The following is a 16227-nucleotide window of genomic DNA, read 5'->3' as shown; positions in this document are numbered from 1 at the left end:
CAGGTCCCGGCCCTTCCCTCGCGACACGCCGTCTATTGCGCCGCCATCGGCATCCGCGCCATCTGGCAGCGGTGCCACAACTCTTCCAGCGCGCCGACCAGATGGTCGAGATCGGCTTCGCTGTGCACCGGCGATGGCGTGATGCGCAACCGCTCCGTGCCCCGTGGCACCGTGGGATAGTTGATCGGCTGAATATAGATCCCGAACTCGTCCAGCAGGGTGTCCGAGATGAACTTGCACTTCACCGGATCGCCCACCATGACAGGGATGATGTGGCTTGGGTTGTCCAGATGCGGGATGTCCATCGCATCCAGCCGTGCGCGTAAATCCGCCACCCGGCGTTGTTGCAACTCCCGTTCAGCCGAGGATTCCTTCAGGTGCCGGATCGAGGCCGCGGCCCCCGCCGCCACCGCCGGCGGCAGGGCCGTGGTAAAGATGAAGCCGCTGGCAAAGCTGCGCACGAAATCACACAGCTCGGCCGAGGCGGCGATATAGCCGCCGACCACGCCGAACGCCTTGCCCAGCGTGCCTTCGATCACCGTCAGGCGGTCCATCAGCCCTTCGCGTTCGGCAATGCCGCCGCCGCGCGGGCCGTACAGCCCCACCGCGTGCACCTCGTCCAGATAGGTCATGGCGCCATAGCGGTCGGCCAGGTCGCAGATCTCCTTGATCGGGGCGATGTCGCCATCCATGGAATAAACGCTCTCGAAGGCGATCAGCTTGGGCCGGGACGGATCTGCCGCCGCCAGTTTGGCTTCCAGATCGACCAGATCGTTGTGCTTCCAGATCACCTTTTCGGCGCGCGAATGGCGGATGCCCTCGATCATCGATGCATGGTTCAGCGCGTCGGAAAACACGATGCAGCCGGGAATTTCCGACGCCAGCGTCCCAAGGGCGGCCCAGTTCGACACATAGCCCGAGGTGAACAGCAGCGCCGCTTCCTTGCCATGCAGGTCGGCCAGCTCGACCTCCAGCAGCACATGGTCGTGGGTGGTCCCGGATATGTTGCGCGTGCCGCCGGCCCCGGCACCGCAGCGGTCGATGGCGTCATGCATGGCGGCGACCACCTTGGGATTCTGGCCCATGCCCAGATAGTCGTTGGAACACCAGATCGTCACCTCATCGCGCCGGAGCCCCTTGGTGCGCTGCGCCGAGGGAAATTCCCCGCAACGGCGTTCCAGATCGATGAACACGCGGTAATTGCCTTCGTCCCGCAACGAATCGAGCCGGTCCGCGAAGAATGCCTGATAGTCCATGTCACCCCCACATTCGGATTTTCAGGCAGACTCTGGAACGATCCGGGCGCCGGTTACATGACAATAGTCAAGCCAAGTGCCCCGGTTGCTGGCTTTCAACTGGACCCGACCCCGCCAAATATGCGACGTGAATCCCGGAAACCGGGCTGTCTCTTGCGGCCGACGATGACGGAGGGATGATCCCATGGCGGACGACCGGCGCACGCAAATCGCCCGAAACTCCCTGTTGCTGAAAAGCTTTACCGAACAGCAGACCGACATGCTGCTGTCCATGTCCCATTGGCACAGCTACCAGCGCAACCAGACGCTGTTTCAGCAGGATGAGAAAGCCCGGTCGATCCATATTGTCGTTGATGGCTGGGTCAAGCTCTACCGGATCACACCGAACGGCGGCGAGGCCATCGTGTCGGTCTTCACCAAGGGGCAGAGCTTTGGCGAGGCCGTGGCCCTGCGCGGCACGCCCTACCCGGTCTCGGCCGAGGCGGTGACCGATACCGAGGTGTTGCAGATCCCCGCCGCAGCAGTCACCGAAATGGTGCGCCGTGATCCGGAGGCCGGCGTCGTCATGCTGGCCGCGACCTTCACTCATCTGCACGCGCTGGTGGCGCAGCTGGAACAGCTCAAGGCGCAAACCGGTGCCCAGCGGGTGGCCGAGTTTCTGCTGGAACTGTGCGAGCGCGAGGAGGGCAGTTGCCTTGTCACCCTGCCCTACGACAAGGTCGTGATCGCCGGGCGTCTGGGCATCAAGCCCGAAAGCCTGTCGCGGGCGTTCTCAAAGCTGAAGGAATTCGGCGTGAAAGTGTCCCGCAACAACGCCGCGATCGAGGACATCCAACGCCTGCGCGACTTTTCCGAATCCGACCCGGCGGCTTTCTGGAACAAGCGGCCCTAGGTGTTTGATCCCACGGTTTGATGGTGCGATCCCTTCTCGGAAACGGAAGAGGCCATGATCGTAGCATTCCGACGGCACAGGCTGCTGCCGCGGATGATTGCCTCTATGCCCTTCAGCCGTCGATTCCGCATCTGACGCGGTCGGCGCTTCATCGGTGCCTCAAGCGGCAGGGCATATCGCGCTTGCCGGATGTCGAGGGCGACAAGCCAAAACGACAGCGGTTCAAGCGATACCTTATCGGCCACTTTCATGTCGACATTGGACTTGTCGCGGGATTGTACCGCTCCAGGTTCTCATTTACGCGGCCTGAGCCTCGAAGGCCAAGGGGCTTTTCCAGCCCATTGCTGAGTGCTGTCGGCGCGGATTGTAGAAGCCGTTAACGTATTCGAAGATTGCCATCTCAGCTTGCCGCCTTGTTGCCCATGACCGCCGCCAGATCAGATCGGTCTTGATGGTTTTGAAGAACGTTTCGAAAGACGCATTGTCATGGCAATTACCTTTGCCGCTCATCGAGACCCGGACGTCATGCAGGCGCAGGATCTTCTGATAGTCATGCGAACAGCATTGGCTGCCGCGATCTCTGTGGAAGATGCAGCCCCTCGGCGGGGCCCTGAAGGCAATGGCCATGTTCAAGGCCCGGATTTCCAGGTCGCGCGTCATGCAGTTGCTGACGGCCCAGCCGATCACGCGGCGGGAATGCAGATCCTGGATGACTGCCAGAGAAAACCGCCCCTCTCGGCTCCGGATGCAGCTGATGTCGCCTGCCCATTTCCGGTTCGGCCCGGTTGCATTGAAGTCGCGGTTCAGCAGGTTCGGGGCGATGTTGAACGTGTGATCGCTGTCGGTTGTTGCCTTGAACTTGTGCGTTCTTTCAACGGTGACCCCGTTTTCACGCATCAGTCGCCCAACCCGGCGATGACCCACATCGATGCCGACTTTCTTCAGCTCTTCGGTCATTCGTGGCCTGCCGTAGCTGCCCAGAGAAAGACGGAACCGGTCGCGGATGTGGGCCAGTGACACCATGTCGGTGCGTTGCCGCCAACTGGCAGGACGGGAGCGCCAGGCGCGGTAGCCTCGCGGGCTGACGTCCATACTCCCGCACAAGCGGTTCACCGGGATGTCGTGGCGGTGTTCCTCAACGAAGACAAACCTCATTGTTCGGGCATTCGTTCGGACCGATGGCATTCATGCCCTCACTCTTTCCGCGAAGAAGGCCGGCGCTTCCTAAGAAACAGCCGCTGGCTCCGGTATGGGTGCCAATGCGTAATCCATTGTCTTGGAGCGGCGCTGGAGGTTTGAGAGCACGCGTCGCCGATGTCGTTCGTCGCAAGCCGCCGCCCCCTGATCCTCACAAGTCATGCCATGCCGCAAAGCGTTGTAGAACAAGACAGCGACCTTGCGCGCCGTGGCCGTCACCGCCTTTTGCTTGCCGATCCGCGTCGAGGGACGTCGATAGAACGCACCCAAGGCCGTGTCGCTTCGGCCAATCGTGACAGCAGCCAAACGCAGAAGGGCAGCTGCGCGGCTTGACGATCGGTGTGTCCGTGAAGACAACACTTTGTTGCCGGGGCTCAGGCACAGCCACGACGTGAAGTGTTTGGCACTCTTCCAGGCGCGTAGGTCTGTGCCGCATTCCGCTACCAGCTTGAGTGCCAGAGGGGGTCCGAGGCCGTGGATCTGCGTCAGGTCCGTGCCCAATACTCCGTAAAGCGCAGCGCGCGCATCAAGGGACGGAGCACTGTGCTGCTTGCCCTTGATCCGTGCCTTGGGCAGCGGGGCCAGATCATCGTCTGCTTTGATGGTCAGCGCCCCCAACGCCGCCTCCAGCCTGCGGTCGCACGCCTCGATCTGCGCTTTGTAGAAATCGTATGGCTCCAGCGTCTGTGTCAGATCAAAGAGATGTTCCTCGCGGTCATTGCCGACCAATGCGGCTTTGATCGTGTCCATCGATGACTTGCAGCGGACATCCCGGAACGCGGCAAGAACCTTTGGATCACGCGCGCCAGCAATGATTGCGTGGATGATCCGCATGCCGGTTGCGCCGATGATATCGGTTTTGCGGCCCGCACATTCTTGGCGTAGCGGGCATTCACGAGGAGGACCTCGAAGCCATGCATTCTCGCGCGCGCGCTCACGATCCTCGGACGACACAACATCCGTGTCTTCGTGCGCCCTTACCCATTTGTTCAAGGTCGAAAGCCCAATGCGCAGATCATCGGCAACCTGACGCCGTGTCAGCCCGCTGGTCAATGCAATTCGCACGGCGCCTTGGCGGAATTCTTCGGTCCGTTTCAGTCCCATAGTCAGTCTCCCTTGTTGCAATAAATGCTGTCAAAGGAGCGGCATCCAGCCAGCGACAGGTCCAAAGAGCCGGCGACGAGGACCGAGATGCCCTAGGCCAGGCCCGCGCGCCGCCGCGCTGGTCTGTCAGGGGCAATCGAGATGGAGCGGCGGCGTTTCTCCGAAGGGGTGGCGGCGCGCTTACGAGCCGACAAACATCCGGTCTTTTGCCGCCGTAATGTGGTGGCGCATGGTGGCCGCCGCGACCTCGGGTTGTTCAAGGCGAATGGCTTCCAGAATGGCGCGATGTTCGGCCAGCACCAGTTCCTGCCGCACCGGGACATCCAGAAGCGTCAAGGAGCGCGACAGCTTCACGCCGTAGGCAATCTGTTCGCCAAGGGATTCCAGAACCGACGCGAAGAAGGGGTTCTTCGAGGCCCGCGCCACGGCGAGGTGCAGCATCAGGTCGGCTTCGACACCAAGCGCGTTTTCCTGATAGGTTCGTTCCATCACCCGATAGGCGCGATCCATCGCGGCGATATCCTCGTCATCCCGTCGTCGCGCCGCCCATGCCGCCGCCGCCCCTTCCACATCGATGCGAAATTCATAACAGCGCTGCACGCCCGAGACGGATTCCAGAGGGACAAAGCTGATCAGTTGCCGGTCCGGACGGCGCAGCACATAACTGCCCGAGCCTCGGCGGGAATGGATGATTTCGTCGTCGCGCAGACGCGCAAGCGCCGCGCGCACGACCGGACGGGACACCCCGAAATTCTGGGCCAGAACCTCTTCGGGGGGCAACCGGCTGTTGACCGGGAATTCTTCTTCAAGAATTTTCGCCAGCAATTGATCGTACACCTGATCCGCTAACAAGGGGCGACGGGTCTCTGACAACGTGGGCTCCTCCATTTCCTGTTGGCGGACAGATTACACCAACCAAGCCGTTGATGTACCCGATACGCCGCGAGAGGGCGATCGGAAAGGCCTTGCCGCACTGGCCCTGCGCGACCCGGTGCGGACCTGTTCCATGACACCGCTCCGCCCTGAGGGCCGTCCCCATGGTGCGCAACATGCGACCCAGGGGAACGGCGCCAGGACGGGACTTCGTTATTCGGCCTTCACCGCCTTCGGTTTTGCCACCGGCTTCTTGATCACAAGGAAGTAGACGAAGATCAGGGTCAGCACGACAAAGAACAGGCTGTCGGGGCTGGTGAAGAAGGTCGTCGGATCGCCATTGGACAAGGCCAGGGAGCGGCGCAGGAATTCCTCAAGGTTGGGCCCCAGGATATAGCCCAGCAGCATGGTAATCACCGGGAAGCCGTTGCGCCGCAGGTAAAAGGCCAGAACCCCCATCCCCAAAGCCATGAACATCTGGAAGGTCGAGAAGGTCGAGACATAGCTGCCGACCACGGCCAGAAGCGTGATGACCCCGTAGAGCACATCCTTGCGCACCGACACGATCTTGATGAAGTACGGACCGATGACATACAGCGTCAACGGGATGAGGATCACGGCGCTGAACAGCAGGGCCGCCAGCATCGGCGCGATCAGGCCGGCCTGGTCGCTCATCAGTTGCGGTCCGGGCTGGATGCCGTTGATGACCAGAACGCCGAGCATGATGGCAGTGATCGGGTCGCCGGGAATCCCGAAGGTCAGCATCGGCACCATGGCCCCGCCGCAGACGGCATTGTTGGCACTTTCAGACGCCGCGATGCCCTTGGGGTTGCCCTTGCCGAAGGTTTCCGGCTCGGAGGAGGTCCGCACCGCCTCGGTATAGGCCAGGAAGGACCCCATGGAGCCTCCGGCGCCGGGAAGCGTGCCCACGAAATACCCGATCAGGCAGGACTTGAAGTAGCAGCCGAAGCCGATCTTGCGGATGTCAGACAGCGGCGGCAGAAAGTCCCGGCGGCGGATCTTTACCTTCTCGGCGGCCGCGGTGGCCGCACTGATATCGCGGGTCGAGCTTGCCTGCGTCAGCACCTCGGCGATGGCGAAGGTCCCGATGATGACGGGCATCAGGTCGATCCCGGCAGTCAGGTTGCTGTAGCCATAGGTAAAGCGTGTGATCGGCTCCATCGCATCCAGCCCGATGGTGGCAAGCATGAGACCGATACAGGCGGCCAACCCGGCCTGCGGGATGCGTCCGCGCTGTGCGATCACCACGACGATAATGGCAAAGGCCAGCAAGGAGAATTTGCCCGTCGTTTTGACCAGCAGGGAAAGCTCGGCCACGAAAGGTGCGACCGCGATCAGGAGCAATGCCCCGACCGCCCCGCCGAACATGGAGCCGAGCGCCGCATGTCCCAGCGCCAGGGCACCTTTGCCCTGTTTCTGCATGGGATAGCCGTCCAGCGCTGTCATCATCGAAGACGGCGCGCCCGGAATGTTGATGGTGGTGGCGGTGATGCTGCCGCCGCACATGCCGGCCATGTAGATGCTGGCACAGGCCATCAGTGCAGTTTCGACGCTGAGCGTGTAGGTCATGGGCAGCAGCAAGGCCATGGCCAGCGTCGCTGTCAGACCGGGGATCGCTGCAAAGATGGTGCCGATCACGAAGCCCAGGACCACGTAGGTCAGGTTGATCGGATCCAGCAGCAGGGGAAAGCTGTTAATGACCAGGAGAATGAATTCCATGACTTATCCCCACAGCGCCGGGAGTCGAACCCCGAACATTTGCTGGAACACGATGTAGCCGACCACGACGATTGCCGCAGACATGGCGGCTTTCTGGAGCAGCTTTTCGAAGTTTGAGAACAGCAAGATCAGCGCGAAGACGAAGAGCCCCGACGAGATGAAATATCCCACAGGCTTGAACGCAACGATGTAGACAAAGATGGCCGCGACAACCCACAGATGGGTGTAGGTTCCCGCATCGTCCGCTTGTTCTGCCTCGGGAGCGGCGCGCAGCTTCTGAAGGATGAGAATGCAGGAAAAGATGATTGCGGCGCTTCCCACCACGACGGGGAAGAACGAGGGCGTCAATCGGCTCTCGACGATCGGGGCGCCAAGGCTGAGTGCCGAGATCAGATATCCGATCGACACTGCAAGCGTGACATATAGAAATAACAGGTGTCTGTTTAAGAGCATCGTCTTCTCCCAGGCTGGGTGTGGTGGGGTCGTCAGCGCCAAGCGGCTGTAAGTGCGTCAGGCCCGGAAAATTTTTGCAAAGCCGCGCGAGTGCAGCCGCGTCCTGTTTCGGGGGGACTGCCCGTCGAGGTGGCGGTTCGCGTCACTGCTCCGCGCAGGGCACGGCACGCGCGCAGGGGGATGCCCCCGATCCGGAACCGGGGGCATGGGTGTCTGACTGATTACAGGTTCAGCTCGTCCATGAGCGTGAAGGTCTTGTTCTGAAGCTCACCGATCCAGCCCTGAACCTCGTCCGCGCCAAGCCAGTCGGCGGTCACGCCAACCTGGGCCAGCCAATCCTGGAATTCGGCGCTGTCGTAGGCCGTCTTGAAGGTGGTTTCCAGGGTCGCGACGGCGTCTGCCGGCGTGTCCTTCGGCGCGGCCAGAACGATGAAGCTGCCGGTTTGCAGATCAAAGCCCTTGGACTTGATGGTCGGCACATCGGTGTAGGTCTTGTTCTGCACCGAGCTCAGTTCGACCACACCCTTGGCGTCGCCCGAGGTGATGATGCCGCTGAAATCGCCCAGGCTGGAGATCGCCGCATCAAGTTCACCCGACAGCAGGGCTTCTGCTTCGGCGCTCGACGAGCCGGCATAGGTGATCACGTTGAAATCGACGCCCAGCAGTTCTTCCAACTGGATGACCGACAGATACGGGCCCGAGCCTTTCGGAGCCACACCGACGCGCACCTTGCCGGGATTGGCCTTGGCGGCCTCGACCAGCTCTTCGAAAGTGTTGATGCCCGAGTGCTTGGAGACCACGATCGCATCGGCTTCGCTGGTGATGCGGGCGATGGGGGTCATGTTGTCCAGCGAATAGCCGGGCACCATCTGGCCGCGCGGCAGGGTGATGACACTGTCGTAGGTCAACACGCCAACGGTGTGGCCATCGGGGCGCGAATTGGTCATCTGGATCAGGCCGGTCGCCGTCACGGCCCCGGCAATGTTTTCCACGTAGATGGATTTCGGAAGTTCTTGCTCGGCAATGTTGCTGATCTTGCGCGAAATGGCATCGGCACCGCCGCCTGCGGGCCACGGAACGATCAGTCGAATGTCACGGGTCGGGAAGTCCGCAGCGGCAACCGAAGATCCAATGATACAGGCACCGAGTGCCAACACGAGTTTGCTTTTCAGGCTATTGGGAAACATAGACCTGTTCCTCCTTCACAGATGTCGAAATCCAGACGAATCTGGCAAGTTGAATGAACCGGCTGCCCTGTCACAACAGAGCGTTTCGCCGGTTCGGTTTCACGGTTTTTCCTAGAGGGACTTCAAGGCTTGAGCGTGGTTCCAGGCCTTGTTTTCGCGCCGGGGAAAGACTGGGCGTATCCAGGTTGCCTAGAACCCACTGCGCCTCGTCGACCCATCGCGCCTCTCGAAGCACGGAAAGCCCATGCTTCAATTGCGACTGATACCACCCTCCCTCATCTATCGAGTCGAAGCCCTTGGAAGATGCCTGCCCAGTCAGCGGGATTCTCCAGAAAGCGAGTCTCACTCTACTAGCCTAATTTTTACTAATCAACGTAGAAATTTGCCATTTACCCTCTAAATCGGGCGATCCGATCCAGAATATGTTCAGATTAGCAGCAGAATTGGGCTGATATGTGTTTGTGAGCGCCGACCCCTGAACAACCTGACAAGATTAGTAATGCCCTTCTGCCAGAGCCACGCGCGGGAATCGCGCTGCGCCATCGGCCCATGACCGAGCAATGGCCCGCCGCCACTCCAAGATGCGAAAGCGGGCCGTCGGGCCGATATGCACGACGCTAGAGGGTCGCGAGATCGGCCGGGAGGAGCGCTTCAGGGAGGTTCTGGTAGCACACCGGCCGCAGGAAACGGCGGATGGACAGCGTGCCGACAGAGGTGGCGCCAAAGTTGGTGCTGGCCGGGTACGGCCCGCCGTGAACCATAGAATCGCAGACCTCGACGCCTGTCGGAAAGCCATTGGCCAGAACCCGGCCTGCCATGCGTTCCAGCGTCGGCAGAAGCTCTCGTGCCAGGTCGATGTCGCTGTCATCCATCTGGATCGTTGCCGTCAACTGGCCTTTGAAGCTTGCCGCGATCTGGGCCATCTGCGCCGCATCCGTGACACGGATGACCAATCCCAGCGGGCCGAAAACTTCTTCCGACAGCGCCTCGTCGGTCAACCAGTTGCTGGCCGACACCTCGAACAGATAGGGTGCAGCACTTCGGCCTTCGCAAGCGGTGCTCAGGAGAGATTTCACGCCGGCGCCTTCCGAAACTCGGCGGGCACCATTGCGGTAGGCATCGGCCATTCCATCGGTCAGCATGGTTTGGGCCGAAACGGCCCCGAGTCCTTCGGTCGCGGCTTCCGCGAAAGCATCCGCATCCGGCCCGTCGATCACGATGGCGATGCCCGGATTGGTGCAGAACTGCCCCGCGCCCATGGTCAGGCTTCCGGCCCAACCGGCTCCCAGATCCGCCGCGCGGGACGCCGCGGCCCGCGGCAGGATGAACATTGGATTGACGCTGCCCAATTCCCCGAAGAAGGGGATCGGCTCGGGGCGCGATGCGCAAAGATCGTATAACGCACGGCCACCGCCGAGGCTGCCGGTAAAGCCGACGGCCTTGATCCGCGGATCGGTTACAAGCGCTTCACCCACGGCGCGGTTGCCGCCCTGAACGAGGCTGAACAGGCCCGTATCCATGCCAAGCTTGTCCAGCGCCGCGACGATGGCATCGCCGACGACTTCACTCGTGCCGGGGTGCGCACCGTGTCCCTTGACGACGACCGGGCACCCGGCGGCCAGGGCCGCTGCGGTATCGCCCCCGGCCACCGAGAAGGCGAGCGGGAAGTTGGAGGCACCAAAGACGGCCACGGGACCGACCGGCCGCTGCATCATCCGCAGATCGGGGCGGGGCAGCGGCTGACGGTCAGGCAGGGCCGCGTCATGGCGACGATCGAGGTAGTCTCCGGCCCGAACATGCGCCGCGAACAGGCGCAACTGACCGGTCGTCCGGCCTCGCTCGCCTTGAAGGCGGGCGGCGGGCAGACCGGTTTCCGAAGATCCGATCTCGGTGATCTGTTCCCCGCGGGCGTCGATCTCATCGGCAATGGTGTCCAGAAGCGTCGCGCGCTGCTCGCGGGTGGTGGCGGCTAAACCCGGGAATGCGGCATGGGCCGCGGCACAAGCCTGTGCCACCAGTTCGGGAGATCCGGCCGAGAATTCAAAGGCTCTGCCAGTTGCAGGTGCAGAAGAAAACCGCGTCTCGGAGCCGATCCGTTGGCCAGCAATCAGATGATCGCCATGGGGAGTGAATGTCATGTTATCGGCCCGTCCGTTTGCGCCATGCGTCGTATTTTACAAGGCTTTCTTCGTCTGTTGCAGGGTAGAGGCCGATGATCCCGGCGCCGCTGCTCACTTCTTCCAGCACGAAATCCTCGTATGATTCCATGTTGGTGCATTCCTCGGCGATTTCCTCGGCCAGATGCGCAGGGATCACCATCACGCCGTCGGCGTCGCCCAGCATCACATCGCCGGGAAACACCGGCGCGTCACCGCAGGAAATCGGCACGTTGAGATCGACCGCCTCATGCAGCGTCAGGTTGGTCGGTGCCGAGGAGCAGGCGAAATAGGCCGGAATCCCCAAAGCGGCGATGCCCAGGGCATCACGCACACCGCCGTCCGACACGACACCGGCGACGCCGCGTTTGGCAAGGCGGGTGACCAGGATGGATCCTGCCGTTGCCGCGCGGCTGTCCTTGCGGGCATCCATCACCAGCACGTGACCTTCGGGGCAGGTTTCCACGGCCACGCGTTGCTTGTGGTCACGCGCGCGGAAAACGGTGAGCGGGTTACGGTCTTCGCGGGCCGGGATATAGCGCAATGTGTAGGCTTGGCCGACCATTGTCACCGGCTTGCGCTCAAGCGGCACAACCCCTTGCACGAACTGGTTGCGCAGGCCGCGCTTGTACAGAGCCGTGGCAACCGAAGCCGTGGACACTTTCTTCAGCTTGTCGCGCGTTTCATTGGACAAAATATAGTCGCTCATTCTCTCTTCCTGTCATTTGCCGCCATGGCCGTTGTGTTTCCGGTCGTCCCTTGCCCGGTTTTGGCCAAGGGAGCGGAAGTTGATACAGACCGACGCTTGCCGTCGATCAATGCAATTGCACCCCCGATCGACGTGCTGTCTTGGGAGTTGCTCGCGTCCACCGAAGGGTGGGCGCCCTGTGGAGTTCAAAGAGGCCCCCCGTATCCAAACACCTGAAGGATCCGAGCATCGGCGACTTCGAGTCCCCCCGCCGGTGTTCAGAGGTTCATAGATACCTCCTGATGATGTGTCAATATTTGTAATTTATCTTGTCGAATTTCGGAGAAAACGAGCGGGAATTCAGGGTTATCTGTATAGGCAACTTACTAATCACCGCAGCAACGGTCGCGTGAAGGCCGTCTGGCTGGTGTCAAGGTCTGCTTGTGTCTCTGCGGCCGGCCAAAGATCGCAATGCGCCTGCCGCAACAGTCCAGAACATCGTCCACACCGTTTCATTCTTCTCGACTTCAATCGGCTTTTATTTCAGGGTGCTCGCAATCGGATCACAGAGATCCGAAGAATTCTGTTCCGTCGTCCTTGCTCACGCGTGCGAATGGGCGACGGGCTTTCGCATGATGAAGAGCATTGTTGCTTTATTCACGACCGGTGCTGTGAAGAGGAGCGCCAGCCGGTCAATCACATATGCATGTAAGGGAGGATATTCATGCTTCGTTATCTACTGACCCTCGGCGTCGGCGCGGCTGCACTCGCGGCTGGAACTGTCATGTTTGCCGATGATGCCCGGGCGGAATACCCCGAACGACCGATCACCTGGATCGTTCCCTGGGGCGCGGGCGGCGGCACCGATGCCACCAGCCGCATGCTGGCTGGACTGATGGAAAAGGAACTCGGCGTTCCCGTGACGGTCGTCAACCGCGACGGCGGATCCGGCGTTGTCGGCCATTCGGCCATCGCCCTTGCCAAGCCCGACGGCTACACGATCGGCACGGCAACCGTCGAGATCGCGATGATGCATTTCGCGGGTCTGACCGAGTTGGACTATACCGCCTATACGCCGATCGGGCTGTTCAATGCCGATCCGGCGGCGTTCCACGTTCGGGCGGATTCCGAATTTGACTCGATCACGGCGTTTCTCGAGGCCGCCAAGGCCGCGCCGGGTGAAATGAAATCCTCGGGCACTGGTCAGGGCGGGATCTGGCACCTCGCGATGGCGGGCCTTGTGGTTGAATCGGGTCTCGACTCGAATGCTGTGCCGTGGGTGCCCTCCAAGGGCTCGGCCGCCGGCCTTCAGGATCTGGTTTCGGGCGGCGTCGATATCGTCGCGTGTTCCTATCCCGAAGCGGTTTCGCTGATTTCCGCAGGAAAAGTGAAGTCGCTTGCGGTGATGAGCGCGGAGCCGCTTGCCAGTGTACCGGACCTGCCAACTGTGAAATCCGAGACCGGCGTAGAGCTGTTGGTCGGGTCATGGCGCGGTGTGGTCGGCCCGGCTGGCCTGCCCGACGATGTCGTCACCAAGCTTTCAACGGCGATGGAAACGGCGTGGAACTCTGACGAATTCGCGGCGTTCATGGCGGATCGTGGCTTTGGCATGGTCTGGCTGGGCGGTGCGGATTATGGCCAGTTCATGGCGGATGCCGATGCCGCGAACGGCTCGGTGATGCAGGCGGCCGGCCTCGCGAAATAGCCGGCAGGGCGCCCCGGAGCCTTCGGGGTTCGGGCGCGCCCCCTTGCCCTCGGACGTCGGGCCTGGCCCGCGACCGGGAGTGTTCCGGGGTACGCCCGTGGTTGCGCAGACCATGAGCACCGGCCCCGACGACCACGGGAGAAATCATGAAAATCAGTGACCGCCTGATGGGCTTCTTTCTGCTGGTGTTTTCGGCGGGCATCCTGATTCAAGCCAGCACCTTTCCCTTGATACCGGGGCAATCCGTCGGCTCGGGTCTGCTGCCGACCATTGTGGCCCTGGGCCTGGGCGGCTGCGCGTTGACCCTGATCGCCAAGGATCTCGTCAGCCAGCCGCGGTCGAAACTGGTCGAGCCGGGAGACTGGATCGGCGACCGGCGGCGGCTGATCCGGGTCGGTATCGTGCTTCTGGGCACGGCGAGTTTCATTCCGTTTCTCGACGTGATCGGGTTTCCGGTGCTCAGCATCACGGTGCTGCTGGCCTTCCTTTTGTCCCTGCGGGTCAAGGTGCTGACCGCGATCCTGGTGTCCGTCATCGCCTCGCTGGCCATCCACACGCTGTTCAGCAAGGTCTTTCTGGTGCCCCTGCCCTGGGGCATCCTGCAATCCGTCGCCTGGTAGGCAGGCAAGGGGATCCCCATGAACAATTTCGCCAATGCCATCGTCATGGTCGCCGATCCCTCGGTGCTGGGCGTCATTCTTGCCTCGTCGATCTTCGGCCTGTTCGTCGGCGCCATTCCGGGGCTTTCGGCGACCATGGCCACAGCCTTGCTGGTCCCGCTCACGTTCTTCATGGACCCGCTGCCGGCCATCGCCGCCATTGTCAGCGCGGTCACTATGGCGATCTTTGCCGGCGACATTCCCGGCGCGATGCTGCGCATTCCCGGCACGCCCGCCTCGGCCGCCTATGTGGACGACGCGTACCAGTACACGCTGCGCGGCGAAGCCGAGAAGGCGCTTGGCATCGGTCTTGTCTGTTCGGTCTTCGGCGGCATGGTGGGGGCGATCATCCTTGCCACCGGGGCACCTTTTCTGGCCGAGTTCGCGTTCCAGTTCAGTACCGTCGAATATTTCTGGCTGGCCTGCCTGGGCCTCAGCTGCTCGGTCATCATCTCGCGCGGCTCGCCGATCAAGGGGCTGGTGGCGCTGCTGATCGGCCTCTTCATCTCGACCATCGGCATCGATGTCACCGGCGGCTTTCCGCGCTTCACCTACGGGTCCTACGAGTTGATGGGCGGGGTCAGCTTTATTCCGGCAATGATCGGCATGTTCGCCATGTCGGAAATCCTGAGGTTCTCCATGTCCAAGCGGCATGAGAAGAACGCAATTCCGAATTCAACCTCCACGGTCTATGGCGGCCAGTGGAAGATGATGCGCGACAACAAGGGAAACCTTGTGCGTGGCAGCCTGATCGGCACGGTTGTCGGCATCCTGCCCGGTGCCGGTTCGGATATCGCGGCCTGGGTTTCGTATGCGATAGCCAAGAAATTCTCCCGCACGCCGGAAAAATTCGGCACCGGTCACACCGAAGGCCTTGCCGCGGCCGGGGCGTCCAACAACGCAGCGCTTGGCGGCGTCTGGATCCCGGCACTTGTCTTCGGCATCCCCGGAGATTCCGTGACCGCCATCGCCATCGGTGTCCTGCTGATGAAGGGGATCACCCCCGGCCCGATGGTGTTCATCGACCAGGCCAGCCTGACCTATGCCATTTTCCTGACCTTCTTCATTGCCAATTTCCTGCTTCTGTTTCTGGGATATTTCGCAATCCGCGGATCCAGGTATGTGGTCCAGACCCCGGCGCGACTGCTGATGCCGGTGATCCTGTTGTTCTGCATGGTCGGATCCTTTGCCATCACCAACAGCGTCTATGGTATCGCGGTCATGCTGGTTCTGGGGATCATCGGCTTCCTGATGGAGGAGAACGGATTTCCCATCGCCCCGACGATCCTCGGCATCGTCATCGGCCCGATGCTGGAGGACAATTTCATGGCAACCGTCATCAAGGCGGACGGCGGCATCGTCGGATTTTTCGATCGACCGGTATCCGGGGTTCTGGGGGCTTTCACAATCCTGATCTGGACCATACCCCTGATCGGAATGCTCATGCGGCGCGCTCGAGGCCAATCCGCGTCCACGACATGAAAGACGTCCGGAGGGGCCCACGCCTACCCGCAGAGCCAAACATGGCTTGATCGCCAGATCACGGCTTCCCAAATCGCCATCTCACCCCACGTTGCCGGAACGGGTCTCGGCGCGCGACTGGCGGCTTTGCGGCGGGATGGCGTGTGTCTGCCTTGGCCGCACGCTGGCCACTATTGCGAAGTACAGACGGGACTGTTGCGTTGCTGGCCCCAAGTTCCGATGGTGTCGTGGCCTTCGGCAGCACTGGGGCCTGTCATTCATCGTGATCCGTTCAAGCGCCATCGATATCCACGTGACATCATCCTTCTCGCCGTCCGCTGGTACTGTTGGTTCCCTCTATCTTATGCCGATGTCCGGGATCTGCTTGCTGGGCAAGCGATCGATGTGGACCGGGCGACGGCGCACCGCTGGGTTCACAAGTTCGGTCCAGAGGTAGCCCGGCGCGCCTACAAACATCGCAGCTGGCGCGGCCTGAACTTGCAGGCGGACGAGACCTGCGTCCGGGTCAAAGGAAAATGGCGTATCTGTGGCGCGCGGTAGATCAATATACAGGATCCCGCCAACCCGGCACCCAGGCGGCGTGAATTTCCCGGGCAGCGGCGCACAGAGGGACCGAATATGGCGGCCAAGGCAGGATTCCCCGGTCTCTGTCCGTTCTCTGAAACTCTGAACACCCGCGTTCCGGCCTGCAACGTAGGTGCATCTGCTCTTGTCCCAAAGACCAGCACAGGCCCCATCGTCATTGAAACTGGGGGGTTCGCCCCCGGGCACCATATACCCTTCCGATTGCGGCCAGCACTGTATCCTAATAGACTGAATTCCGTAGATATTCTCG

The 16227-nt window shown here is 61.6% G+C and carries 12 protein-coding genes and 2 pseudogenes; 5 read left to right on the top strand and 9 right to left on the bottom strand.

Going from position 1 to position 16227, the window contains the following annotated elements; translation table 11 throughout:
* Window positions 1-32: 32 nt before the first annotated feature.
* On the bottom strand, window positions 33-1256 hold the full coding sequence (gene hemA / locus AB0T83_RS12010) for a 5-aminolevulinate synthase (RefSeq protein ID WP_366193328.1): 1224 nt from the start codon (window positions 1254-1256) through the stop codon (window positions 33-35).
* A 184-nt stretch (window positions 1257-1440) separates the two neighbouring features.
* On the opposite strand from hemA, the gene AB0T83_RS12005 reads away from it, so the two are divergent.
* A complete protein-coding gene (locus tag AB0T83_RS12005) occupies window positions 1441-2148 on the top strand; it encodes a Crp/Fnr family transcriptional regulator (RefSeq protein ID WP_366193327.1) in 708 nt (235 codons plus the stop codon).
* A gap of 45 nt (window positions 2149-2193) precedes the next feature.
* Window positions 2194-2417, top strand: a pseudogene (locus AB0T83_RS12000) (IS481 family transposase); the annotation flags it as partial.
* A 28-nt stretch (window positions 2418-2445) separates the two neighbouring features.
* Here the strand turns inward: AB0T83_RS12000 and AB0T83_RS11995 are convergent.
* The 8 genes and pseudogenes from AB0T83_RS11995 to AB0T83_RS11960 all read right to left on the bottom strand — a co-directional run.
* Window positions 2446-3309: pseudogene (locus AB0T83_RS11995) on the bottom strand (IS3 family transposase); the annotation flags it as partial.
* 63 nt (window positions 3310-3372) lie between these two features.
* On the bottom strand, window positions 3373-4449 hold the full coding sequence (locus tag AB0T83_RS11990) for a transposase (RefSeq protein WP_366193325.1): 1077 nt from the start codon (window positions 4447-4449) through the stop codon (window positions 3373-3375).
* A gap of 180 nt (window positions 4450-4629) precedes the next feature.
* Window positions 4630-5322, bottom strand: a complete 693-nt coding sequence (locus AB0T83_RS11985) for a FadR/GntR family transcriptional regulator (protein WP_366193323.1) — start codon at window positions 5320-5322, stop codon at window positions 4630-4632.
* A gap of 213 nt (window positions 5323-5535) precedes the next feature.
* Entirely contained in the window at window positions 5536-7062 is a 1527-nt protein-coding gene (locus AB0T83_RS11980) for a tripartite tricarboxylate transporter permease (protein WP_366193321.1), read from the bottom strand.
* Window positions 7063-7065: 3 nt separating this feature from the next.
* Window positions 7066-7557 carry a tripartite tricarboxylate transporter TctB family protein gene (locus AB0T83_RS11975; protein WP_366193319.1) on the bottom strand — a complete coding sequence of 164 codons (492 nt, stop codon included), beginning with the start codon at window positions 7555-7557 and terminating at the stop codon, window positions 7066-7068.
* Window positions 7558-7736: 179 nt separating this feature from the next.
* Window positions 7737-8672 carry a Bug family tripartite tricarboxylate transporter substrate binding protein gene (locus tag AB0T83_RS11970; RefSeq protein ID WP_366193318.1) on the bottom strand — a complete coding sequence of 312 codons (936 nt, stop codon included), beginning with the start codon at window positions 8670-8672 and terminating at the stop codon, window positions 7737-7739.
* Between the two features lie 647 nt (window positions 8673-9319).
* Complete coding sequence (locus tag AB0T83_RS11965) at window positions 9320-10840, bottom strand: aldehyde dehydrogenase (NADP(+)) (protein ID WP_366193317.1); 1521 nt, start codon at window positions 10838-10840, stop codon at window positions 9320-9322.
* A gap of 1 nt (window position 10841) precedes the next feature.
* A complete protein-coding gene (locus tag AB0T83_RS11960; protein ID WP_366193315.1) occupies window positions 10842-11567 on the bottom strand; it encodes a ribonuclease activity regulator RraA in 726 nt (241 codons plus the stop codon).
* 703 nt (window positions 11568-12270) lie between these two features.
* Here AB0T83_RS11960 and AB0T83_RS11955 point away from each other — a divergent pair.
* The 3 genes from AB0T83_RS11955 (at window position 12271) to AB0T83_RS11945 (ending at window position 15392) form a co-directional block, all read left to right on the top strand.
* A complete protein-coding gene (locus AB0T83_RS11955; protein ID WP_366193314.1) occupies window positions 12271-13251 on the top strand; it encodes a tripartite tricarboxylate transporter substrate binding protein in 981 nt (326 codons plus the stop codon).
* A 146-nt stretch (window positions 13252-13397) separates the two neighbouring features.
* Window positions 13398-13871 (top strand): tripartite tricarboxylate transporter TctB family protein, encoded by a 474-nt coding sequence (locus tag AB0T83_RS11950; protein WP_366193312.1) that lies wholly within the window; start codon window positions 13398-13400, stop codon window positions 13869-13871.
* Window positions 13872-13889: 18 nt separating this feature from the next.
* Window positions 13890-15392, top strand: a complete 1503-nt coding sequence (locus tag AB0T83_RS11945) for a tripartite tricarboxylate transporter permease (RefSeq protein ID WP_366193310.1) — start codon at window positions 13890-13892, stop codon at window positions 15390-15392.
* The last annotated feature ends 835 nt before the right edge of the window (window positions 15393-16227 follow it).

Source organism: Meridianimarinicoccus marinus (assembly GCF_040689105.1).
Classification (GTDB): domain Bacteria; phylum Pseudomonadota; class Alphaproteobacteria; order Rhodobacterales; family Rhodobacteraceae; genus Meridianimarinicoccus; species Meridianimarinicoccus marinus.
This window is presented reverse-complemented; position numbering and strand designations above follow the sequence as displayed.